General features: G+C 62.0%; 1 protein-coding gene. It reads right to left on the bottom strand.

The window, feature by feature from the left end; all coding sequences use genetic code 11:
• On the bottom strand, window positions 1–1,063 hold a 1,063-nt coding region (locus tag AAFO90_RS24905), incomplete at its 3' end, for an IS256 family transposase (RefSeq protein WP_347511193.1).
• Window positions 1,064–1,219 lie beyond the last annotated feature (156 nt).

Raw genomic sequence — 1,219 nt, 5'->3', positions numbered from 1 at the left:
TGGGGAAGATCCCGACCACGTTGGTCCGACGCTTGATCTCCTTGTTCAGGCGCTCCAGTGGGTTCGTGCTATGGATTTTCGCCCAGTGATCGCGCGGAAAGCTCTTGTAAGCCAACACATCATCCTCCGCGCGGCGCATCAGTTCCGCTAGCCTTGAATGGCGCGGTTCGAACGCGTCGATTAACTTTGCCCAGTGGTCTTTCGATGCCGCGAGTGTGTCCTGATCGAAGGCGGTTCTGAGTGCCGCGGTGACAATCGGGCGGTCCTTTTTGCCGACGCTGGCGAGCGCGTTGCGCATGAAGTGGACACGGCAGCGCTGGACGGTGGCACCGAGCACCTTGGCCGCGGCTGCCTTCAGGCCCTTGTGATCGTCGGCAATGATCAGACGGGTTCCGCGCAGCCCGCGATCTGCGAGAGAGCGAAGAAACTCATCCCAGAAAACCTCAGCCTCGCTGGGCTGGACGGCGATGCCCAGAACCTCGCGACGGCCATCCAGGTTGACCGCCACGGCCACTATGGCAGCAACGCTGACGATCCGGCCGCCGCGACGCACCTTGATGTAAGTGGCGTCGAGCCACAGGTACGGCCATTCGCCCTCAAGCGGCCGACCCAAGAACGCGTCGACCCTTTCGTCGATCTCGCCGCAAAGACGGCTGACCTGGCTCTTGGACACGCCGGTCATTCCCATTGCTTTGACCAAGTCGTCCACAGAACGTGTTGAGAGGCCTTGGACATACGCCTCCTGGATGACGGCCGTCATCGCCTTCTCCGCCGCCCTGCGGGGCTCTAGAAACTCCGGGAAGTAGCTGCCCTTACGCAGCTTGGGAATCTTCACATCCACCCTTCCGGCACGCGTCTCCCAGGCTCTGGTCCGGTAACCATTGCGGTGGTTCACTCGCTCGCCGCTGCGCTCGTGCGCACCGGCACCACAGAGATGGTCGACATCCAGCGCCATGAGGCGGTCGGCGACGAACCCGAGCATCTGCGCAAGCAGGTTGGTGTCAGAAGTGTCTGACAAAAGCGCGCGCAGTGCCGCGGTGTCTGATAGGCTGGCCTTGGTCATGGTTGTTCTCCTCGGTCATAGGTCAGGTCGGCAAACCAAACTTTAGCCGAAGAACAACCGTGGCCGCCAAGCGGCCCGCGCGGGCCTCGCTTCGCTACGAAAAGGCTCCGCTCAGCCCGCGCTAACGGCGGAAATTACACCAATCGTTGGGACACT

This window comes from Phaeobacter sp. CAU 1743 (assembly GCF_039839315.1).
GTDB classification, from domain to species: domain Bacteria; phylum Pseudomonadota; class Alphaproteobacteria; order Rhodobacterales; family Rhodobacteraceae; genus Phycobacter; species Phycobacter gallaeciensis_A.
Note: the sequence above shows the minus strand (reverse complement) of the source record. Positions and strands in the feature narration are given on the sequence as shown.